Genomic DNA, 21,925 nt, shown 5'->3' on the forward strand with positions numbered 1-21,925 from the left:
GGGATGGAGCCTCGCTCGGGGATCGCTTGTTGGGACGGAGCCTATTGCGATGCAGCAGAGGATTCAAATTACAAAAATATAATAATTCGATCGTGCGCGTTTTGCATGTGGATGAACAGATCGCGCCGGCAGTGCCAAGTTTGGCCCCGCGATCACCTTTCATGCGAACTAAACGACTGATAATCAATGATCTTATTTGTCGTGACGCGTGCCTTGCCGAAGGCTTGTTTGGTCTGTCCGGATTGCGGACAGGCGCTCGGCGTGCACAGTTGTCGCACCCCTTCAGCTGCAGGCTTTCACGTTTTTTTGATTGTTTTTCCCGGTGCTTTCAGAGGCGATTTTTCAATGCTTCTGTTGCTGGCAAAGTGGCGCAGATGCGGCGGCTGCTTTTTGGAAAACTCCATGTCACCTCGATGTTTCCTTGCTACTCGTTTCGTCCTTTAGGAGGACGAACTGCTTGTGAACATGCCTCGCGCTGCATCTAAATGTTCGCTTGCTTCTAGGCACCCAGGCGTCGCCGTCAATTCAAAGGCGAGGCGTCAAGCCTGTGAATAGCGCGTCTTTTGCCCGAAGTTCGTGGCAGGCTCGTCCAAACCTGCGTATATGATGGTTGTCCAAGAGGTTCATATGCGCTTTTCCAATTCCTTTCTCGATGAGATACGCGACCGCGTCCAGATCTCGGATGTGATCGGCCGTCGCGTGAGCTGGGACAAGCGCAAGACCAATGTTTCGCGCGGCGACTACTGGGCCTGCTGCCCGTTCCACGGCGAGAAGTCACCGAGCTTTCACTGCGAGGACCGCAAGGGCCGCTATCACTGCTTCGGCTGCGGCGTAACTGGAGACCATTTCCGATTCCTGACCGAGCTTGAGGGCATGAGTTTCCCCGAAGCCGTTCAGCAGATCGCCGATATGGCGGGTGTCGCCATGCCGATCGCCGATCCCGTCATGGAGAAGCGCGAAAAGGAGCGCGGCACGCTTCAAGACGTCATGGAACTGGCGACGCTGTTCTTTCAGGACCAATTGCAGACGGCGAACGGCGCGCGGGCGCGGGCATACCTGCGCGACCGCGGATTGACGGGCCGGACAATCGAAACCTTCCGCCTCGGCTTTGCACCGGACAGCCGCAATGCGCTCAAGGAGTTTCTGGCCGGCAAGGGCGTTGCCAAGGAGCAGATCGAAGCCTGCGGTCTTGTGGTTTATGGTCCCGACGTGCCGGTCAGCTACGATCGCTTCCGCGACCGCATCATGTTTCCCATCCTCTCGTCGCGGGAGAAGGTGATCGCCTTTGGCGGGCGCGCGATGTCGCCGGATGCGCCAGCGAAATATCTCAATTCCAACGAGACCGAGCTCTTCCACAAAGGCAATGTGCTCTACAATTTCGCACGCGCCCGGCGAGCGATCCAAGGCGCAGACGGTGCCGGCACCATCATCGCCGTCGAAGGTTATATGGACGTCATCGCGTTGCATCAGGCCGGCATCGAAAATGCCGTTGCGCCGCTCGGTACTGCTCTTACCGAGAACCAGCTCGAACTGCTTTGGAAAATGACACCGCAACCAGTGCTCTGCTTCGATGGCGACAACGCCGGCATCCGCGCAGCAAACCGCGCTGCAGATTTGGCACTGCCGCATCTGAAGCCCGGCCGAACCGTGCGTTTTGCGCTGCTGCCCGATGGCAAGGATCCGGACGACCTCGTGCGCCATGATGGCCGTGCGGCGTTCGACAAGGTGATGGACCAGGCAAAGCCGCTCGCCGAGATGCTCTGGAGCCGCGAGATCAACACGGGAAAATTCGATACTCCGGAGGCGCGCGCCGAACTCGAAGCCCGGCTGAAGCAGATGGTCGCCGTCATCGTCGACGAAAATGTCCGACGCCACTATCAGCAGGACATCCGGGACCGGCTCAGCGCATTCTTTCAGCCGCAATTCCAAAACCGTGGCGAGCGCCGGAGCTTCGATCGCGGCGGCCGGCAAGCCGGACGCGGCGGGCAGGAGGCGCGTGGCGCGCGCATTTCCGGCGGCGGCGTTTCCGAGCGCCTTGCGCGTTCGGGCCTCGTGCGTGGGCATCAGGAAATTCCGGCCTTGCGCGAAAGCGTGCTGGCGCTCACGATCGTCAATCATCCCACCCTGATGCAGGACGAGTACGATGAAATCGCCTCGATCGATTACGACAACCGCGAGCTTCAGCGACTATGGTCAGGTGTGCTCGGTGCTGCGGCGGCCGTCGCCGGGCCGCATCTGACGCGCGAATACCTGATCGACCGGCTGGAGGAGCAGGGCTTCGGCGCGCTCCTCAAGAGCCTGGAGCAGCAGATCCGCAACGCGCGCCTCTGGATCGCGACGGAGGAGGCGGCCATGGAGGATGCTCGCGAGGGCTACCGCCAGGCGCTTGCCTTCCACAAGCGCGCCAAGGCGCTTCGCTGGCAGAAGATCGAACTTGAACGCGAGATCGCCGAGGCAACGGAAGCCGGAGACGGCGATGTCATCGACCAATTGATGCGCGCGCTGCAGGAAGTCCATTTTGAAGGTCTCCGGCTGGAGAACCAGGAAGCCATCATCGATGGTTTCGGCGTGCTTTCCGGCCGCGTGAAGGGTGCGGCGAGCCATTGATGGATGGCGGCGACATGTCATTTTCGGCCGCAGGTGCGCTCTTCGACAATGGCCCGGATCCGCTCGTTATCCTGAAGCGCGTCTATGGATATCCCGCGTTTCGCGGCAAGCAACAGCAAGTGATCGATCAGCTCGTGGCAGGTGGCGATGCCGTGGTGCTCTTTCCCACGGGCGCCGGCAAATCGCTCTGCTTCCAGATCCCGGCGCTCTGCCGCGACGGCGTCGGTATCGTCGTTTCGCCGCTGATTGCCCTGATGCGCGATCAGGTGGAGGCAATGAAGCAGCTCGGCATCCGCGCTGCAGCGCTCAACTCGTCGCTCTCCCGCGAAGAATTCATCGACGTTCGCCGGGCACTATCGGCGGGTCAGCTCGATCTTCTTTATGTCACGCCTGAGCGGATCCTCATGGACGGCTTCAGAGAGATGATCGGCAGTGCGAAGATCGCGCTCTTTGCGATCGACGAGGCGCACTGCGTCTCGCAATGGGGGCATGACTTTCGCCCGGAATATCGCGAACTCGGCAGGCTTGCCGAACACTATCCGGGCGTACCGCGCATCGCCTTGACGGCTACCGCCGATGCGCACACCCGCCACGACATCATCGAACGGCTGGCGCTGAACAACGCCAAGGTTTTCACCACCAGCTTCGACCGGCCGAACATTTCCTACGAAATCGTCGAACGCGATCAGCCGCGCCAGCAGCTCCTGCGGTTCCTCTCCAGGCACAAGGGCAATAGCGGCATCATCTACTGCCTTTCGCGCGCCAAGGTCGAAGACACGGCAGATTGGCTGAACGCGCAGGGCATCCGCGCGCTTGGCTATCATGCCGGCATGGATCGGTCGCTGCGCGATGCCAATCAGGATGCGTTCCTGAAGGAAGACGAGCTTTGCCTCGTCGCCACAGTCGCCTTCGGTATGGGAATCGATAAGCCGAATGTTCGTTATGTCGCCCATCTCGACCTGCCGGGCTCGATCGAGGCCTATTACCAGGAAACCGGCCGTGCTGGGCGCGACGGCCTGCCGTCGGAGGTCTGGATGGCCTATGGCATGGCCGACGCCATCCAGCGCCGCCGCATGATCGACGAAGGTAACGCGGCCGATGAGATCAAACGCATCGAACGCGGCAAGCTCAACGCGCTGCTCGCCATCTGTGAAACGGCTTCCTGCCGCCGCCAGGCGATCCTTGGGCATTTCGGCGAAGCGCATGCCGGCAATTGCGGCAACTGCGATACCTGCCTGAAGCCTGTCGAAACCTGGGATGGGACGGAAGCGGCAATCAAGGCGCTTGCCGCCGTCTATCGTACCGGCGAGCGTTTTGGCACCGGCCATGTGATCGATGTGCTCCTCGGCAATGCCAATGAAAAGACCGAGCGCTTCGGCCATGTCGGCATGCCGGTCTTCGGCGCAGGCAAGGATATCCCGGCCCGAACCTGGCAATCCGTCTTCCGCCAGCTCCTTGCCATGGGTCTGATCCGCATCGATCATGAAGCCTATGGCGCGATGAAGCTGGAGCCGGATGCTCGCGCCGTCTTCAAGCATGAACGCCAGGTCTTCTTCCGCAAGGACCGCCCGGCCTCGGAACGACGCATGAAGAAACCCGAACGTAGAGAGCGCAGCTCCGGCCTTTCCGGCCCCGACGGCATTCTCTTCGAAGCCCTTCGGGCCGAGCGCACCTTAATTGCCAGATCCCTTGGCGTTCCGCCATATGTGGTCTTCCCCGACACGACTCTGATCGCCTTCGCCACCGAACGGCCAAAAAACCGGAAGGAGCTGCTGAACATCTCAGGGGTAGGGCAATCGAAGCTCGAGCGCTATGGCGATGCTTTTCTAAATGTCATTCTGGCAAACAACGACTAGACCGCAATAGGGTGGTCGCGGCGGCCTTTCCAGTGACTGAACTCAGTCAATTTGTTACCGCAATGCCGAGCGAGGTCGATCGGCGAAATCGAGGACGGGTTTTACGTGCCAGCTGTCCGGAAGGGAGCTTCCAACCGGATCGGTTCAGTGCTGAACAAGACAAGCCGATGGCAATATGCTAACTCGGCGACAGTTGGAAGTATCGGAAGAAAGACCGTCAATGACCTCGCAATTCATCTCCCATCTGCGCGGCGAACTCTCCGCGATCAAGGATGCCGGCCTTTACAAGTCCGAGCGCGTCATCACCTCGAAGCAAGCCGGCGAAATCTCCATCGCTTCCGGCGAGCGCGTGCTGAACTTCTGCGCCAACAACTATCTGGGCCTTGCCGATAACGACGAGCTGGCCGAGGCGGGCAAACGAGCGCTTGAGCGTTATGGATACGGCATGGCCTCCGTCCGCTTCATCTGCGGTACGCAGGAGGAGCACAAGCAGCTCGAATCCCGCATTTCGTCGTTCCTCGCCATGGAGGACACGATCCTTTATTCCTCCTGTTTCGATGCCAATGGCGGCTTGTTCGAGACGCTGCTTGGAGAGGAGGATGCAATCATCTCCGATGCGCTTAACCATGCCTCGATCATCGACGGCGTGCGGCTCTCCAAAGCCAAGCGTTTCCGCTATGCCAACAACGACATGAAGGCGCTGGAAGAGGAGTTGAAGAAGGCCGAAGGCAGCCGTTTCAAGATGATCGCGACCGACGGTGTGTTCTCGATGGACGGCATCATCGCCAACCTGCAAGGTGTCTGCGATCTCGCGGAGCGATACGGCGCCATGGTCATGGTCGACGACAGCCATGCCGTCGGCTTCGTCGGCAGGCATGGCCGCGGTTCACCGGAACATTGCGGCGTCGAGGGCCGTGTCGATATCATCACCGGCACGCTTGGAAAGGCACTCGGCGGCGCTTCGGGAGGTTATACTTCGGCAAAGGCCGAGATCATCGACTGGCTGCGGCAGCGCTCGCGGCCCTATCTCTTTTCCAATACGCTTGCACCGGTCATTGCCGCCGCCTCGCTCAAGGTCTTTGACCTGATCGAGAACGGCAACGCACTGCGCGAAAAACTCTCAGCAAACGCTTCGCACTTCCGCGCCGAGATGACCAAGCTCGGCTTCACGCTGGCGGGCGAGGGGCATCCGATCATTCCGGTGATGCTCGGCGATGCCAAGCTCGCACAGGACATGGCGGCGTTGATGCTGAAGAAGGGCATTTACGTCATCGGCTTTTCCTTCCCGGTCGTGCCCAAGGGAAAGGCGCGCATCCGCACGCAGATGTCGGCAGCGCATTCCAGGGCCGATGTCGAGCGGGTGGTTGCGGCTTTCGCGGAATCGGGCAGGGAACTCGGCGTCATTTGACGCTGCCATGTCAGAAGGACAGATGAGGGGGACCGAAGCGTCAGCGACGTTCTCAACGAAATGAAGAGCAATTAACCCTGTGCCGCGCTCCCCGAGGGGAGAAGGGAAGCAGCCAAGCTGGGCACCATCGAACGGGAATCCTCGAATGTCGAATATGATGAAGGCGCTGGTCAAGTCGAAACCGGAAGTCGGGCTCTGGATGGAAAGCGTCCCGGTTCCCGAGGTCGGGCCGAATGACGTTCTTATCCGTGTCAAGAAGTCAGCGATCTGCGGTACGGATGTCCATATCTGGAACTGGGACCAGTGGGCGCAGAAGACCATTCCGGTGCCGATGGTCGTCGGTCATGAGTTCTGCGGCGAGATCGCCGAGATCGGTTCTGCCGTCACCAGATACCATGTCGGCGAGCGGGTCTCCGGTGAGGGCCATATCGTCTGCGGCAAGTGTCGCAACTGCCGCGCCGGCAGGGGGCACCTCTGCCGCAATACGCTTGGCGTCGGCGTCAACCGTCCCGGCTCCTTCGGTGAGTTCGTCTGCATTCCGGAAGCCAATGTCGTGCCGATCCCGGACGACATTCCGGACGAGATCGCCGCGATCTTCGATCCCTTCGGTAATGCGGTTCATACAGCGCTTTCCTTCGATCTCGTCGGAGAGGACGTGCTCGTCACCGGTGCAGGCCCGATTGGCATCATGGGCGCGCTCGTCGCCAAACGTTCCGGCGCCCGCAAAGTCGTCATTACCGACATCAACCCCCACCGGCTGGATCTGGCGCGCAGACTCGGCATCGACTACGTCGTCGATGCGTCGAAGGAGAATCTCGCCGATGTCATGAAGGCGATCGGCATGACGGAGGGTTTTGATGTCGGCCTGGAGATGTCGGGTGCAGCACCCGCATTTCGCGACATGATCGACAAGATGAACAATGGCGGCAAGATCGCAATCCTCGGCATCGCGCCGGCTGGTTTCGAGATCGACTGGAACAAGGTCATCTTCAAGATGCTCAACCTCAAGGGCATCTACGGTCGCGAGATGTTCGAGACCTGGTACAAGATGATCGCCTTCGTGCAAGGCGGGCTCGACCTGTCGCCGGTCATCACGCACCGCATCAAGATCGACGAATTCCAGGAGGGCTTCGAGGCGATGCGCTCGGGCAATTCCGGCAAGGTCGTGATGGATTGGAACTAAGGGAAAGCGATGATCTACCAATGAAGCTGCGACTGCGGCAAGGTCGCATTCGAGGTGGACGGAGACTTGGAAGACGGCGATCGACTGCAATTGCTCGCCCTGCTGTGGGCGAGGCGGCCTGCTTGCTTTCGTATCGCGCGACAAGCGAAAGCTGCACACGCCGGAAGAAAGGCCGTCGCCCATGCTTCGAGATAGCTATGGGCGCGGGTATTCTGCAACGGCAGCTGAAAACCAGGAAGATCTCTCGTTGCCAAGCCAGAATTCTTGCTCCCCTTGTCTTCTTGCGGTGACATCCTATCTAAGCGAAGCAATCGCTTGAGCGGTTCCTAGCCTGTGGATAAGGCTTTTTCCGTGTTTTCGACGGCTTTTTTTGTGGAAAAGCTTGACGGGAGCGAAAATTGTGGGAATCACCGTTCGACTTGAAAAGCGGTGAACTGGGTCGAGGCGGATCGCACATAACCATGGCCGGAAATTTCGAAGCACTAAAGCTCTGTCGTCCGGCATCAGCGATCGTGGTTAATTGGGCTTTAAAGGTCATCTCGTTAGGTGAGTAAGGTGATTCGAGGCTTGGGTTTGCGCACTCAGGCTTCGGGGTCCGTTCACCGCAGCGAGTTTGAATAGCGTCAGGAAGGCGACGATATAAATGGTAACCAAGGTCAAAGAGAACGAAGAAGCGGAAGTCGAACGCGACGGCGCATCCGACGGCCCTCTTCTCGATCTTTCCGATGACGCGGTCAAGAAAATGATCAAGGCCGCGAAGAAACGCGGCTACGTGACGATGGACGAACTGAATGCCGTTCTTCCGTCCGAGGAAGTGACGTCCGAGCAGATCGAAGACACCATGGCGATGTTGTCCGATATGGGCATCAATGTCATCGAAGACGAAGAGGCCGAAGAGGCAGGCCAAAGCGGCGGTGACGACGACGACGCGGGCGGTGATGACGAGAGCGAAGGCGGCGAACTCGCACCTTCCGGCGGCACCGCGCTCGCAACCGCAAAGAAGAAAGAGCCGACCGATCGTACCGACGATCCGGTGCGCATGTACCTTCGCGAGATGGGTTCCGTCGAGCTCCTGTCGCGCGAAGGCGAAATTGCCATCGCCAAGCGCATCGAGGCCGGACGGGAAACCATGATCGCCGGGCTCTGTGAAAGCCCGCTCACCTTCCAGGCACTCATCATCTGGCGCGACGAACTGAACGAGGGCACGACCCTGCTTCGCGAGATCATCGATCTCGAAACGACATATTCCGGTCCTGAAGCCAAGGCCGCCCCGCAGTTCCAGAGCCCTGAAAAGATCGAGGCAGACCGCAAGGCTGCCGAAGAGAAGGAAAAGACCCGCCGCATGCGTTCCGGCGACGACGACATCACCGATGTCGGCGGTGAAGGCATGCCGGTAGAGGAAGAGGAAGAGGACGAAGACGAATCCAACCTCTCGCTCGCAGCCATGGAAGCAGAGCTGCGGCCGCAGGTCATGGAAACGCTCGACCTTATCGCCGAAACCTACAAGAAGCTGCGCAAGCTGCAGGACCAGCAGGTCGAGCAGCGCCTTGCCGCGACCGGCACGCTGTCTTCTGCCCAAGAGCGCCGCTACAAGGAACTCAAGGACGAACTGATCAAGGCCGTCAAGTCGCTATCGCTCAACCAGAACCGCATCGAGGCTCTGGTCGAGCAGCTTTACGACATCAACAAGCGCCTCGTTCAAAACGAAGGCCGCCTGCTGCGTCTGGCTGAATCCTACGGCGTCAAGCGAGACTCGTTCCTGGAGCAGTATCAAGGTGCCGAGCTCGATCCGAACTGGATGAAGTCGATCGGCAATCTGGCTGCGCGCGGCTGGAAGGAATTCGCCAAGGGCGAGAACACGACGATCCGCGACATCCGCCAGGAGATCCAGAACCTCGCCACGGAAACCGGCATCTCGATTTCGGAATTCCGCCGCATCGTGCACATGGTGCAGAAGGGCGAGCGCGAAGCGCGCATCGCCAAGAAGGAAATGGTCGAAGCGAATCTTCGCCTCGTCATCTCCATCGCCAAGAAGTACACCAACCGCGGCCTGCAGTTCCTCGACCTCATTCAGGAAGGCAATATCGGCCTGATGAAGGCGGTCGACAAGTTCGAATACCGCCGCGGCTACAAGTTCTCGACCTATGCGACTTGGTGGATCCGCCAGGCGATCACCCGCTCGATCGCCGATCAGGCGCGCACGATCCGCATTCCGGTGCACATGATCGAGACGATCAACAAGATCGTCCGCACGTCCCGCCAGATGCTGCATGAAATCGGCCGCGAGCCGACACCGGAGGAACTGGCCGAAAAGCTCGCCATGCCGCTCGAAAAGGTCCGCAAGGTCCTGAAGATCGCCAAGGAGCCGATCTCGCTTGAAACCCCCGTGGGCGACGAGGAAGATTCACACCTCGGCGATTTCATCGAAGACAAGAACGCGCTTCTGCCGATCGACGCCGCCATCCAGGCGAACCTGCGCGAGACAACGACGCGTGTTCTCGCCTCGCTCACGCCGCGCGAGGAACGCGTGCTGCGCATGCGCTTCGGCATTGGCATGAACACAGACCATACGCTCGAGGAAGTCGGCCAGCAGTTTTCGGTCACCCGCGAGCGTATCCGCCAGATCGAGGCGAAGGCGTTACGCAAGCTCAAGCATCCGAGCCGCTCCAGAAAACTCCGCAGCTTCCTGGACAGCTAAGAGCGCTGCGGGCTGCGATGACAGCCTTGCAATTGACTCCTCGATGATCGAAGAGCCGGGGCCTGTCCCGGCTCTTTCTTTTTGGGTTGCCAGACATTCCGTCGCTTTCGGCTCGCCCTAATGGTATAGTGCAAATGTTACGGGGGAAGGGACCGGCCGCAGCGGATGAGCGAAGGTCGCCACATACCTGCGTGGACCAAAACCCTCCGTGGGGAGGTGTGCAATGACCACTTACGTCATGCTTATCAACTGGACGGATCAAGGCGTTCGCAGTGCACGCGACTCGGCAAAAAGGCTGGACGCGGCAAAGAAGGCGCTCGGAGAGATGGGCGGCTCCTTCAAGGACTTCTTTCTGACGATGGGTGAATACGACATGGTCTCCATATGTGAGGCGCCGGACGACGCGGTGATGGCGCGCTTCACGCTGCAGCTTGCGACGGCCGGCAACGTTCGTACGAAAACGCTGAAGGCGTTTCCGGAGGCTGCCTATCGCGAAATCATAGGCTCGCTCGGCTAGCGGCGAGCAGCCTGCGAATCGCAGCCTCGTAAAGGTGAAAGGATGTGGACGATCGCCCGCGCGGCCTTCGCTTGGTCGCGCGGCAAGGAACTTTTTTGTTTTGCGGCTTGATGCTGCCTTCTTAAAAGGCCACATCCCTACCTTGTCGGAGAACAAAATTCGCGGGCATGCAGAAGATCGTCGCAAAGCGCTGGGGGGAAATCAGTTGGGGTGTCGCAGCCTCGATCGCGCTGCATATTGCCGTCGTTGCGTTTTTCCTGGTGAAGCTGCCTGAAAAAACGCCGCAGCCGCCAGAAGAGGAGACGGTCAACGTCGATCTCGTGCCTCCGCCGGAAGAGGAAAGGAAGCCGGAGGAGAAGAAGGCCGAGGAAAGGAAAGCGGAAGCGCAAAAGCCGCCGGAAAAACCTCCCGAACTGCCGAAGATCGAGGAGAAGGCCGAGCAGAAACCGCCGGCGCCTCCGCCGCCGGAAGCCAAGCCGCAAGAGAAGCCGTCCGAACCGCCGAAATCCGAAGCCGGGAACGATCCCTCCGGCAAGGAAGGGAAGGGACAGATACCCGTCCTGAGGACCGTCTTCGAATTCGGCGACAAGGATAGCGGCCCGCGCAAATCAAAAACGGGCAATGCTTCGGCCGAGGCTGGCAAGCCACCGGTGACGCCGCCGGACAAGCTGATACCGGATGAGCCCAAGCCTGCCGCATCGGCCGCGGCAAAGCCTCCCGTCACCGACCAGCCGCCGGCAAACCCAGTGCCGGACGATGTCAATGTGCCTGAAGTGGATGTGGCCAATATCGACCCGCAAAACGACGGGCCTGCAGCTGGCGCGGGAGACAAGGCGACAATCGGTTTCGAACAGGCCAAGCCTGCGGACCGAGGCAAGATCGACCATACGGAAACGACAAAGGCTGAAAAGCCTACCGAGCTGAAGGAAGCAAAGACGCTGTTTTCGCAGAATGAAACTAATGATCCGATCGCCCGGACCGCCATGGGCAACCTGCCGCGCGGAAGGAGGGCCGCGCAGCTTTGCAGCACCGAGCTTCGTGAGCAACTGGTTCACGGAGCGCCGGCCTACAATCCTGTAATGGTTCCCACTTACGCGCTGCCGCGCGGTACGGTGCTCGATGTCCGGCGCGGTGCCTTTCGTACGCGCGAGGGCTGGTACGACGTTCAATTCCGCTGCGAGGTGGACGAGGGCGTAACCAAGATCGTCTCGTTTGCCATCGATGTCGGTGATCCGATCCCGCCCAGCCTGTGGCGGAGCCGCAATCTTCCGGAGTTCTGACACGGGCTCGCACCAGCCCTGCGCAAGCAGGCTTCCATAGTCTGCTTTCATCGCTGAATGTTCCGGTGAATGAAAGGACGATGATGTCGAATGAAATCGAGCGCTTCTTCGAAATGCAGGACGAGGCCGCAAGTCTGGCGTTCCTCGAAAACAAGGGTGATGAGCTGACCGATATTCTGGTCGCAGCGCTCGAAGACGCCCTGAAAATTCTCTCCGGCGAAATCCGGCCTGAAACACTTCATTAATCGCTGCAAAGACGTTGCGTCCTTCGCCTGCCGCTGGCACAGTCCGGCCGGAAGGAGACGCTGCGTGGCCAAAAGTCAGTTCACGATGCGCCGTTCGGCGATGGCCGGGGTGGAGGCCGTGGAAGCGGAAACGCGCCACAGTTTCGCACGCCATACGCATGAACAGTTCGGCATCGGCCTGATTGTCTCCGGTGCGCAGAAGTCGCTGAGTGGCTGCGGCATGGTCGAGGCGGAAGCGGGCGATCTTATCACCGTCAATCCGAACGAGGTTCATGACGGCGCACCGATCGGGAAGGGGCGGTCGTGGCGCATGCTCTATTTCGATCCGGCGATCATCGGCGATCTCGCACAGGAGGCCGACGAAGAAAGTGTGATTCGCGCGGAAATTCCGCGCCCGGTCATCCGAAACAGCGTCCTTGCAAGCCGCTTCGCAAGCCTCTTTGCCGCAATCACCAGCAGCTCCACACAGGATGATCTTGCATGCGAAGAACTGCTCCTCGTCGTCGTCGCAGATGTGATGCGCGAACAGCCGATGCCGGAAGTGGCGCGCATGGCGCCTTGCACCATCCGCAAGGCGAAAAGCCTGATCGACGGTGATCCCCTCGCCAATGTCTCGCTTGCCGACCTTGCGCGGGAAAGCGGGCTTAGCCGGTTTCAGGTGCTGCGCGGTTTTGCCAGAGCAACCGGCATGACGCCGCATGCCTATCTCGTCCAGGTGCGGATACATATGGCTCGCCGCCTGATCGCTTCGGGCACGCCACTTGCCGAAGCTGCCTTCGCCAGCGGCTTTGCCGACCAGAGCCACATGACACGCGTCTTCACTGCAAAATATGGCCTCACGCCGCGGGTCTATGCCACCGCGTTTGCCTGACGACCTGCAATTTCGTTCAAGAAGCCTCTTCGTCTTTGCGGTTTTGTCCGTCCTTCGAAACGGAGGATCCCATGACAAAAGCGCTCCAGGGCTACATCTATCTGACGCTGGCGATGATCACGGTCGGCAGCACGGTTATTGCCAGCAAGATCATCGCATCAGGCCTTCCGCCGTTTACGGCAACGGCCCTGCGTTTTGCTGCGGCCTTTCCCTTCTTCTTGCTTCTGATGCGACTTACCCGATCGCGGCTGCCGAAACTGTCGCGCCACGATTGGTTCATCCTGGTGACGCAGGCAGGGGCGGGCAGCGTCGGCTATACGACATTGTTGATCTCCGGCCTGCAGCTGACGTCGGCGACGAATGCCGGCGTCATCATCGGCACGCTGCCAGTCGTCTCGGCGGTGATCTCGATCCTCATTCTCGGCGAAAGGCCGCACCGCTTCCTGCTGATTGCCATCGCGCTCGCTGCTTTCGGCGTCTTCTGGGTCGCTGTGTCGCCGGGCGCGCCCGCAGGCGGCTCACTGGCCGGCAATGCGCTGATCCTCGGCGCCGTCATCTGCGAGGGGCTGTTCATTCTTCTCAACAAGCGCATGCAAAGCGAGATCCTGCCGCTCACGCAGTCGGCGCTGATGACCGGTATCGGTTTCCTCGTTGCCGGCATTCCGGCTCTCTTCGAAAGCCATGCCGCAAGCGGCTTTACCGCAGTGGTGCTCTCGGCCGTCGTCTATTATGCGCTGGTGCCGACCGTCGGTGGCTTCATCTTGTGGTACGCGGGCTTAGAGCGCGTCAGCGGCAGCGAGGCTTCGCTGTTTACGGCAGTCGCTCCGGTCTCCGCCATCTTTTTTGCCTTCGTGCTGCTCGGCGAGCCTGTCGGCTTTCATGAGGTTTTCGGCGCCGCCTGTGTGCTCGCCGCCATTTTGGGGCTCGGCGTCTGTGCGCTAGCCCGGTGCGGTGCGCGTGACCGTCACCCCTTGGGAAGCGCCGGGTACGACCCTATGTAGGGACCGTGCAATCTTTCGAAGGCGAACGCTCATGTCAGACAAGCCGATCAAGATTCCCGGACCTGATCATCCGATCACCGTAGACCACAATCCAGCACGTGTCGTCGTCAAGCTCGACGGCAAGGTCGTCGCTGATACGCGCGATGCACTGACATTGCGCGAGGCTTCCTACCCGCCGGTGCAGTATATTCCGCGCAAGGATGTCGACATGTCGCTGCTTCAACGCACCGACCACTCGACTTATTGCCCTTACAAGGGCGAGGCTTCCTATTACAGCATCACCCCTGGCGGCGAGCGCTCGAAGAACGCCATCTGGACCTATGAAAATCCGCATGCGGCGATGCGTGAAATAAAGGACCGTATGGCGTTCTATCCGGACCGCGTGGATTCGATCGAAGAACTGCAGGCGCCTGAGGCAGGCGAGTTTTAGAGTGCCGTCCCGACAAGACAGCGCACAAGACCTTCGAGCGACACGCGGCCTGCGGGAAGGCCATCAGCGCCGGTGACGGTCGCGTGCATGACGTTGCTTTCGGTCATCATCCGCATACCTTCCTCCACGGTCGATTTGCCGGGGATGCGGATGACGGAGTCGCTTGCGGGATTGCTGAGCGGCTCCATCAGCGCTTCGATTGGGATGACGCGGCTGCGATTTACCTCCTTGACGAAGGCCGCGATATAGTCGTTTGCGGGATTGAGCACGATATCGGCGGCCGAGCCCTGCTGGATGAGCTCGCCATCGCGCAGAATGGCGACTTTGTCGCCAAGCCGCAATGCCTCGTCGAGATCGTGCGTGATGAAGACGATGGTCTTCTTCAGTTCCTTCTGCAGGTCGAGCAGCACGCTCTGCATGTCGACGCGGATCAGCGGGTCGAGGGCTGAAAAGGCCTCGTCCATCAAGAGGATCTCGGCATCGTTGGTCAGTGCACGGGCAAGGCCGACACGCTGCTGCATGCCGCCTGAAAGCTGGTTCGGATAATGCCCGGCAAATCCGTCGAGGCCGACGCGCTTGATCCAGACATTGGCACGCTCTTCGCGCTCGCCCTTCGGCAGGCCCTGTATTTCCAGCCCGTAGGCGGTGTTCTGCAGCACGTTGCGATGCGGCAGAAGGCCGAACTTCTGGAACACCATCGCCGTCCTGCGGCGGCGGAACTGGCGGAGCTCCTCTTCGCTCATCTTGCAGATGTCGGTATCGCCATAGAGGACTTCGCCCGCTGTAGGGTCGATCAGCCGATTGATATGGCGGATCAGCGTCGACTTGCCGGAACCCGAAAGCCCCATAATGACGGTGATGCTGCCGCCGGGAATGGAGATGTTGATATCCTTCAGCCCAAGGACATGCCCGTGCTCCTTGTTAAGCTCGGTTTTCGACATGCCTTGGGTGACAGCTTCGATGAAATCGCCGCCACGCGGGCCGAAAATCTTGTAGAGATTGCGTATTTCAATCGACTGACTAGCCATGCACGATTTCCCGGTGCTTCTGCAGCCTGAGACCATAGGCCTGGCTGATGCGGTCAAAGATGATGGCGATGCCGACGATGGCGAGACCGTTGAAGACGCCGAGGGTGAAGTACTGGTTGGCAATGGCCTTGAGGACCGGCTGGCCGAGGCCCTGGACGCCAATCATCGAAGCGATGACGACCATGGCGAGTGCCATCATGATCGTCTGGTTGATGCCGGCCATGATGGTCGGCAATGCCAAGGGGAGCTGGACGTTGCGCAGCTTCTGCCAGCTCGATGAGCCGAAGGCGTCGGCCGCTTCGAGCACGTCCTTGTCGACCATGCGGATGCCGAGATTGGTGAGGCGTATCATCGGCGGTAAGGCATAGATGACGACGGCGATTACGCCGGGCACGCGGCCGATGCCGAGCAGCATGACGACGGGAATCAGATAGACGAAACTCGGCATGGTCTGCATGACGTCGAGCACCGGATTGACGGCATTCTGGAGCCGGTCGGAACGCGACATGCCGATGCCGATCGGTATGCCGATCGCGACCGAAAGCACCGTGCAGACGAAGATCATCGAAACGGTCTTCATCGTATCTTCCCACATGTCGAACCAGCCGATCAGCAGAAGCGTCGCGGCGCAGCCGATGACAATCTTCCAATTGCGGCTCCCAAGCCAGGCAATGCCGGCGACGGCCAAAATCACCAGCGGCCAGGGTGTGCCGGTGAGCAGCCTTTCAGCCCAGATCAGAAAGCTTTGCAGCGGGCTGAACAGCCCTTCGATGCTGTCGCCGTAAGCGCGGGTAAAAGCGCGGAAGCCTTCGTCCACGTTCTTCTTCAGAACGCGCAGCGTGTCGGCATCCATCGTCGGAAATTTCCAGAGCCAGTCCATGTTCGTTCCCCATGGCTAAAGCGGCGGCGGCCCTGGTCTTCTTGTGGCCGCCGCGCAAAAGGATCGGGCTGGCGGTGGCTGGATGTCAAGCACCGCCTGCTGCCTATCATGTGGGATCAGAGGGAAGCCTTGATCTTCTCGGCGGCTTCCGGAGAGACCCATTCCTTCCACAGGGCTTCGTTTTCCTTCAGGAAGTGCTTGGCGCCGTCTTCGCCGGTCGCCTGGTTGTCGGTCATCCAGGCGATCAGCTTGTTAACGGTGTCGTTCGTCCAGGCGCGCTTGCTGAGGTAATCCATGGCCGGGCCGGCGCGATCGGCAAAGCTTTTGCTCACGAGCGTCTGAACGTCGTCGGCCGGCCAGGCGTTCGGCTTGGGATCGGGGCAATCAGCAACCGAGGTACAGCGCTTCCATTCCTCCGCATCGTATTCCGTGCCATAGCCGAGTTTCACCATTTCATATTTCCCGAGCAGCGAGGTCGGGGCCCAGTAGTAGCCGACCCAGGGCTGCTTGCCTTCGTAGGCCTTGGCGATCGAACCGTCCAGGCCGGCTGCCGAACCGGTATCAACCAGCGTGAAGCCGGCCTTGTCGCCGCCATAGGCCTTGAAGAGCTGCGAGGTCACGACCGTTCCGCCCCAGCCTTGAGGGCCATTGAAGACGGCACCTTTGCTCTTGTCTTCGGGAGCAGGGAAGAGTTCGGGATGCTTGAAGAGATCAGGGATCGTCTTGATGTCCGGATGGGCTTCGGCGACGTATTTCGGGATCCACCAGCCCTGGATCGCGCCGTCCGAAAGGATTTTCGAGGCGGCGACGACCTTGCCGCTCTCCAGGCCGCGCTTCACGAGTTCCGGCTGGAGACTGACCCAGGCTTCCGGTGCGACATCCGGCTCACCCTTTTCAGCCATTGATGTGAGCGTGGGAACCGTGTCGCCGCTGACGATCTCGGCGGTGCATCCATAACCTTCCTCGAGAATGATCTTGTCGAGGTTTGCGGCAACTTCGGCGGATTGCCAGTTCATGCTCGCGATGGTGACGTTGCCACACTCCGCAGCCGAAGCTGGGCTGCCAAGGCCGACAAGGCCGGCGGCAAGGACGGTTGAAGCCAAAAGTGCATTCATTTTCTTGTTCCCTCTGGTCGCGGTGTGACGTGAACCCGGGCGCCTGCGGCACCGCGTCCGCAAGCAAGCCCATTGAGCATGCTTTCATGCGCTATGGGCCATTCCGTTTGCGTCAAAAAATGGCGCATTGACGCTTTCTTTCAATGGCTGACCAGGCCTTCTGTCGCGATCGGAACAATCGTTCCAATAGCCGCAAGTTTTGGCGGCAGATCCAACAGAAAGAAACGCGTCTTTTGCGTGGGTATTGCCAAAGCGGGGGACGCCGCGGGACTGGAAATCAGCCGATCGCGCATATTTTCTCAACCATACTGTCGGGTCTTGCCCCCGCCACCCGTCCTATGATCGTCAACAGGAGATAGGAGTACGACAATGCCTTACATCGACGGATTCGTCGTGGCTGTTCCGAAAGCCAATATCGAGGCTTACAAGAAGTTGGCGAATCTCGCCGGCTCGATCTGGAAGGAGCATGGTGCACTCAAATATGTCGAGTGCCTTGCCGACGACGTGCCCTATGGCGAACTCACCTCCTTTCCGCGTGCGGTGATGGCGAAGGAAGACGAAGTGGTTGGGTTTTCCTGGATCGTCTATGGATCGCGGAAGGAGCGCGACGATATAGTGGCCAAGGTCATGTCCGATCCACGCCTGCAAGGCGATGAATGGAAAACGGTATTTGATGGCAAGCGAATGATCTACGGCGGCTTCGAAACTGTCGTCGAACTTTGAAGAAGGAAGTCCTATGCCCCAGGCGATCATCTCCGTGTCTACCCAGGGGCAGGGGCTTTATGAATTCACCGACCAGGCTGAGGGCTTCGTCCGAGCTACTGGCGTGAGCGAAGGCTTGCTCACTGTCTTCGTGCGCCACACTTCCTGCTCGCTCTTGATCCAGGAAAATGCCGACCCGGATGTGCAGACCGATCTCAGTACCTTCTTCCGCCGGCTCGTGCCGCCGTCGTCTGACCCATCGATGCGCTGGATTGTCCACACGAGCGAAGGTCCAGATGACATGCCCGCCCATATCAAGGCGGCGCTGACACAGGTTTCGTTCGGCATTCCTGTTACGAGCGGCAAGATGGTGCTTGGCACCTGGCAGGGGCTTTATCTCTTCGAGCATCGCGACCGTCCTCATCGCCGCGAAATCGTGCTGCACATGAGCACCTGAACCGAACCTGAATAGGCAGTTCGAACACCATTCAGTTTAGCTCTCTATAGTCGGATCATCCCCGCAACGGGAGTTCGATCGTTCTTTGAAACTAGGGAAATTCGATGACCAATTTCATTGCCAAGGTCTCGTTAGCCGCATTGCTTGCCATTGCTTCCATCCCCGCCAGCGTCTCGACTGCCGCCGCATCGGGTCTTGAGCGCGGCGCTGTCATCGACGTCCAGTATCATCGTCGGCCAGCGGTCTATCGCGGTTGCTCGCCGATCATGGCTGTCCGCGCGGCCCGCTGGTCTGGCCTTCGCGACGTGCGCGTCGTCAACGTCACACCGCGCCGCGTCGTCGTTGCCGGCCGTGACCGCCGCGGCTGGGACCGCATGACCTTCGCGAACGTCCGCGGCTGCCCGCTGATCCGCCGCTAAAAAGTAGCACCCCGCCGGTCTTTGAGACGCGGCGGCACAAGAACCGCCTTTGCCAATTCTCCTCGGATCACGGCAAAGGCGGTTTCTTATTGTTGGTTTGCGGCCGCAATAATGAAAAAAGCCTCGCGACGGGCGAGGCTGAGTTCTAGGCCGCTTCGGGGAAAAGAAGAAGCGACGTTCATCTCATTAGTACCGCCGAGTACGGCTGCAAAGTGCACTTTTGTCAATTCCGGTACGCTTTTGTGTTCGGGAATGTTTTTTTAAACGATCCGGCGGCTGCGCCGCTGATCGACCCGAAATACCGGCGGATGCGCATGAGCGGAAGATCTCTATCAAGAGCTTGAAGATCGCCAGCGAGATCATGCAGCAGGCGGCCTTGATGCCTTCTTTGAAAAAATGCCGGAGGCTGCGTCGTCACCGACGATCGGCCTTTTTCGACTAGGGCTGAGCAAAATGCCAATCGGACTATTCTCAAGCCGTCACGTTCAGGACGGGCGCCGATGGCATGGCCGTCGTCGGTGCTGCGTCGTGCCGCGAGTTGCCTCGTGCAACATCAACGGTCCGGCGATCAAGCCTGCGAGAACGGAGTGGACGCCATCGGCGGGCGCCAACCTTGCCACGCGCCATCTTCTCGTGGGAACGCGCGCGGCCAAGACCAAGGTCACCGGTCGCCAGACAGGTCACGCGCGAATGAACAGCGCGCCGACGAGGCCGAAGATAACGATCGATTGCAGGATGAACATCGGCAGTTGATCGGACATGTATCCCTCCCATGGGCACGATTTTCATGCTTGTTCGGTAACAGTCATGCTGGCTGCTAAAGCCGGGATGCTGGAGGCGAATGCTGCCACGGCATCACTGAGAGCGCAAATCACCTTTCGAATATCGAACTCCTCCTTTTTTGCGGTCGGAAGAGCAAAAGATGGTATAATCGCTCGCGATGAGATGTGCGGCAGACACCGTCTTGCGAATGCCAGAAGTGAAATAGCATTCGAAAATAAGGCGGTGTTTCAATATTCGAGCATCGCATCATAACATCGCATGGAACCTTTTATGCACTCCGTAGTTTTAGAGTGTACAGGAGGACTACTATGACCAATGATTTTAATAGACCTGGCCCGGATGTTCGTTCGACACCGGGCAGCGACCGCCGGTCACCATGGGCAATGTGGATCGGTATCGCGGCTGTTGTTGTAATCATAGCCCTTGCAGCGATTTACTGGCCGCGCACCAGTGCACCGCCAGCCACACCGCCCGCCGGCGAGACAACAACGACTCAGCCGCCAGCTACAACGCCACCGGCAACGTCGACCGCACCGGCAACGCCACCGGCAACTGAGCCGGCCCCGGCAACTCCGGCACCGGCAACGCCGCCGGCTACGGAACCGGCACCGGCAACCCCACCGGCAACGCCTCCGGCGCAACAGTGAAGTAATAGGAAGCCCGCCTGTTTCTCAGATGGCGGGCTTTTCTCTTTCTGATTGTCTGCGACCCGCTTCGACAGTTGAGGGACGAGGTGCCTATGGCACGTTCCTTCGGGTGCGTCACAAAAATCACGTAAAATCAAAGCATTCTAGTCGACCGTTTTCGATAAAACTGGGAGCTCGTCCGAGTTCATCCGCGATAATTGTATCGACTACACAAAAAATACATATGTATCGTAGTCGCAGAGATGCTTGTCGTGGCAATACTGAATCTAGTTATTCGTAATTGCGTAAAAAATTAGTTTGCATAGTCGATTTTCATCGGTATAAAATATAATTAATAAAAAATATACATGGAAACGCCCTTCAATTCGGCCTGCAGTGTAAAAGTCGGGATTGGCGAAAATGAAGGACGAAACTCTATTACTTGATCCGCGTGATCATAAGATACTTTCAGTATCAAGGGCGCTTGGCTATGTGTTCGCCTTTATGCTGATTATCACGATCGCTGTGGCGATGATCCCCAATCAGTTTTTCATTGTCTCCACGCGCGCGGTCATCAATGCGCCTGTGCAGATGATCGCCTCGCCAATTTACGGCAGGGTGGACAGGATTTTTCTGCAGGTCGGACAGGTGGTCAAGCTTGGCGATGTCATGGCGACGGTCTCCAATCCCAACCAGGACCAGACGTCTTTGACCGGCTTGCGGCTCGAAAAGCTCGATCTTGCCGAAAAGCTGAACAATACGAGAAGCGTCGTTCAGGAACGTGCCGACCAGCTCCAGAAGGTCAAGAGCCAGATTGCGGACGTCAAGAACGGCGTGATCAGCGAGCTTTCGGCAATCATCGAGAATGCTCGTTACAACGTGCAGACCTACGAGGCTCGGCTCAATGAACAGAACGCCCTGCTGCAGAGGCAGCTGGTGCTTCTGAAGAAGAAACTTGTTTCCGAGGCCAGCATCGAACCGCAGCGCCAGAAGCGTAACGCAGCGCAGTTCGAACTCGACTCCGCGCGCGGCGAACTGCGTCGCAACGAGATCGTCCTGTCGCTCGTCGAACGCGACATCTACACTGGCGGTACCGTCGCAGCCAATCTGCTGACGCTTGAAATGCAGCGCACCAAGCTTGCCGGCGAGATCGCCGAAGACAGAATCGAGATCAACCAGATGACGGAGCGCAAGCGGCAGGTCGAAAACCTGATTGCGCGGGAGGAAGGGCGGCTTGGCAAGACCGGGGCCGCCGAGGTCGTCGCCGAGCGCCATGGCCAGATCGTCAGCGTCGACGCATCCTTCGGCGATTTCGTGATGCAGGGTCAGCCGGTGGCAAAATCGCTGGACTGTAACGAGGCCTTTGCTGCGGCCGTCTATCGCAGCCGCGATGTGACGTCGCTCGAGATCGGCATGCCGGCCATGGTCAATTTCCGCAGCCTCGGCGTCAAGCGCGACGCCCATATCTACAAGATCGTGCGCTACTTCAACTCAGGTCCGGAAAATCGCTATTACGCGAAGTTTCCGCAAGCCGAGGGCCACGAGGTCTATGTGCTCGTCAAGATCGATGAACCGTCCGGCGAGGACGGCGCTCCGGCGCACCAAGGCAACGACAAATTCTTTGGATGCCATGTCGGCGAGGATGTGATCGTCTCCTTGGGCGAAACGATTGTTTCCCGGATCGCCCGCTATTCGAAGCTGGCAATGGACCGGTTGGCCTCTCCCGGGACGATGCTTTCGGCGTCCGCGCTTTTTGACAAGGCGACGTCGCCGCGCTCAGCCGCTGCCGAACCCGCCATTCCGTAACGCCGGTTTCGCC

The 21,925-nt window shown here is 59.3% G+C and carries 18 protein-coding genes; 15 read left to right on the forward strand and 3 right to left on the reverse strand.

Going from position 1 to position 21,925, the window contains the following annotated elements; translation table 11 throughout:
* The first annotated feature begins 627 nt into the window (after positions 1 to 627).
* The 11 genes from dnaG to EV130_RS13705 all read left to right on the forward strand — a co-directional run bounded on the left by dnaG (position 628) and on the right by EV130_RS13705 (position 14,096).
* On the forward strand, positions 628 to 2,607 hold the full coding sequence (dnaG, locus tag EV130_RS13660; RefSeq protein WP_074063235.1) for a DNA primase: 1,980 nt from the start codon (positions 628 to 630) through the stop codon (positions 2,605 to 2,607).
* Positions 2,608 to 2,621: 14 nt separating this feature from the next.
* A complete protein-coding gene (recQ, locus tag EV130_RS13665; RefSeq protein WP_420493353.1) occupies positions 2,622 to 4,463 on the forward strand; it encodes a DNA helicase RecQ in 1,842 nt (613 codons plus the stop codon).
* A gap of 220 nt (positions 4,464 to 4,683) precedes the next feature.
* Positions 4,684 to 5,871 (forward strand): glycine C-acetyltransferase, encoded by a 1,188-nt coding sequence (locus EV130_RS13670; RefSeq protein WP_074061812.1) that lies wholly within the window; start codon positions 4,684 to 4,686, stop codon positions 5,869 to 5,871.
* 145 nt (positions 5,872 to 6,016) lie between these two features.
* Positions 6,017 to 7,054: an L-threonine 3-dehydrogenase gene (gene tdh, locus EV130_RS13675; protein ID WP_074061811.1), complete on the forward strand. Its 1,038-nt coding sequence runs from the start codon at positions 6,017 to 6,019 to the stop codon at positions 7,052 to 7,054.
* Between the two features lie 643 nt (positions 7,055 to 7,697).
* A complete protein-coding gene (rpoD, locus tag EV130_RS13680) occupies positions 7,698 to 9,752 on the forward strand; it encodes an RNA polymerase sigma factor RpoD (RefSeq protein ID WP_022714276.1) in 2,055 nt (684 codons plus the stop codon).
* Between the two features lie 223 nt (positions 9,753 to 9,975).
* Positions 9,976 to 10,269 carry a GYD domain-containing protein gene (locus EV130_RS13685; protein ID WP_022714277.1) on the forward strand — a complete coding sequence of 98 codons (294 nt, stop codon included), beginning with the start codon at positions 9,976 to 9,978 and terminating at the stop codon, positions 10,267 to 10,269.
* A 167-nt stretch (positions 10,270 to 10,436) separates the two neighbouring features.
* Positions 10,437 to 11,549 (forward strand): DUF930 domain-containing protein, encoded by a 1,113-nt coding sequence (locus EV130_RS13690; RefSeq protein WP_132660564.1) that lies wholly within the window; start codon positions 10,437 to 10,439, stop codon positions 11,547 to 11,549.
* Between the two features lie 80 nt (positions 11,550 to 11,629).
* Entirely contained in the window at positions 11,630 to 11,794 is a 165-nt protein-coding gene (locus EV130_RS32555) for a hypothetical protein (RefSeq protein ID WP_155774448.1), read from the forward strand.
* A 64-nt stretch (positions 11,795 to 11,858) separates the two neighbouring features.
* Positions 11,859 to 12,665 carry an AraC family transcriptional regulator gene (locus EV130_RS13695; RefSeq protein ID WP_074061809.1) on the forward strand — a complete coding sequence of 269 codons (807 nt, stop codon included), beginning with the start codon at positions 11,859 to 11,861 and terminating at the stop codon, positions 12,663 to 12,665.
* A gap of 71 nt (positions 12,666 to 12,736) precedes the next feature.
* The gene (locus tag EV130_RS13700) at positions 12,737 to 13,666 is read left to right on the forward strand and encodes a DMT family transporter (RefSeq protein WP_132550507.1); all 930 of its coding nucleotides are present in this window, start codon (positions 12,737 to 12,739) and stop codon (positions 13,664 to 13,666) included.
* 31 nt (positions 13,667 to 13,697) lie between these two features.
* Complete coding sequence (locus EV130_RS13705) at positions 13,698 to 14,096, forward strand: DUF427 domain-containing protein (protein ID WP_074061807.1); 399 nt, start codon at positions 13,698 to 13,700, stop codon at positions 14,094 to 14,096.
* Here EV130_RS13705 and EV130_RS13710 read toward each other — a convergent pair.
* From EV130_RS13710 to EV130_RS13720, 3 genes are all read right to left on the reverse strand, one after another.
* Positions 14,093 to 15,124 carry a quaternary amine ABC transporter ATP-binding protein gene (locus tag EV130_RS13710; RefSeq protein WP_132660566.1) on the reverse strand — a complete coding sequence of 344 codons (1,032 nt, stop codon included), beginning with the start codon at positions 15,122 to 15,124 and terminating at the stop codon, positions 14,093 to 14,095. The genes EV130_RS13705 and EV130_RS13710 overlap by 4 nt on opposite strands.
* Positions 15,117 to 16,004 (reverse strand): ABC transporter permease, encoded by an 888-nt coding sequence (locus EV130_RS13715; RefSeq protein ID WP_074061805.1) that lies wholly within the window; start codon positions 16,002 to 16,004, stop codon positions 15,117 to 15,119. The genes EV130_RS13710 and EV130_RS13715 overlap by 8 nt, the downstream gene beginning before the upstream one ends.
* A 116-nt stretch (positions 16,005 to 16,120) precedes the next feature.
* Positions 16,121 to 17,119: an ABC transporter substrate-binding protein gene (locus EV130_RS13720; RefSeq protein ID WP_132660568.1), complete on the reverse strand. Its 999-nt coding sequence runs from the start codon at positions 17,117 to 17,119 to the stop codon at positions 16,121 to 16,123.
* 369 nt (positions 17,120 to 17,488) lie between these two features.
* Here EV130_RS13720 and EV130_RS13725 point away from each other — a divergent pair, with 369 nt between their 5' ends.
* The 4 genes from EV130_RS13725 to EV130_RS13750 all read left to right on the forward strand — a co-directional run bounded on the left by EV130_RS13725 (position 17,489) and on the right by EV130_RS13750 (position 21,912).
* Positions 17,489 to 17,842: a DUF1428 domain-containing protein gene (locus tag EV130_RS13725; RefSeq protein WP_074061803.1), complete on the forward strand. Its 354-nt coding sequence runs from the start codon at positions 17,489 to 17,491 to the stop codon at positions 17,840 to 17,842.
* Between the two features lie 13 nt (positions 17,843 to 17,855).
* Positions 17,856 to 18,278, forward strand: a complete 423-nt coding sequence (locus EV130_RS13730) for a secondary thiamine-phosphate synthase enzyme YjbQ (protein ID WP_074061802.1) — start codon at positions 17,856 to 17,858, stop codon at positions 18,276 to 18,278.
* A gap of 104 nt (positions 18,279 to 18,382) precedes the next feature.
* Positions 18,383 to 18,697 carry a hypothetical protein gene (locus EV130_RS13735; RefSeq protein ID WP_074061801.1) on the forward strand — a complete coding sequence of 105 codons (315 nt, stop codon included), beginning with the start codon at positions 18,383 to 18,385 and terminating at the stop codon, positions 18,695 to 18,697.
* 1,829 nt (positions 18,698 to 20,526) lie between these two features.
* The gene (locus tag EV130_RS13750; protein ID WP_074061800.1) at positions 20,527 to 21,912 is read left to right on the forward strand and encodes an HlyD family secretion protein; all 1,386 of its coding nucleotides are present in this window, start codon (positions 20,527 to 20,529) and stop codon (positions 21,910 to 21,912) included.
* Positions 21,913 to 21,925 lie beyond the last annotated feature (13 nt).

This window comes from Rhizobium azibense (assembly GCF_004342325.1).
Classification (GTDB): Bacteria; Pseudomonadota; Alphaproteobacteria; order Rhizobiales; family Rhizobiaceae; genus Rhizobium; species Rhizobium etli_B.